General features: G+C 56.1%; 1 tRNA gene. It reads right to left on the bottom strand.

Going from position 1 to position 246, the window contains the following annotated elements:
- Nucleotides 1-107: 107 nt before the first annotated feature.
- Nucleotides 108-180 (bottom strand) — tRNA-Met (locus tag B0E34_RS01130).
- Between the last annotated feature and the right edge of the window lie 66 nt (nucleotides 181-246).

The raw sequence follows: 246 nt of genomic DNA, 5'->3' as shown, positions 1-246 counted from the left end.
GCGTTCAGCCGACGCCCACGAGCGACCTCCCCCGTCTGAGCCCGCCGACCTAGCTTCTGCTCCACCCCGCGGTGTATTTTTAGAGGGGTACCGAACCTCTTTCTTAGTAGCGGGCACCGGACTCGAACCGATGACCTTCGGGTTATGAGCCCTACGAGCTACGTACTGCTCCATCCCGCGGTATATTTTTATAAACGTTTCCGACACAAACTTTTTCTTAGTAGCGGGAACCGGACTCGAACCGAT

Origin of the sequence: Chryseobacterium mucoviscidosis (assembly GCF_002177115.1) — a bacterium.
Taxonomy (GTDB): domain Bacteria; phylum Bacteroidota; class Bacteroidia; order Flavobacteriales; family Weeksellaceae; genus Chryseobacterium; species Chryseobacterium mucoviscidosis.
This window is presented reverse-complemented; position numbering and strand designations above follow the sequence as displayed.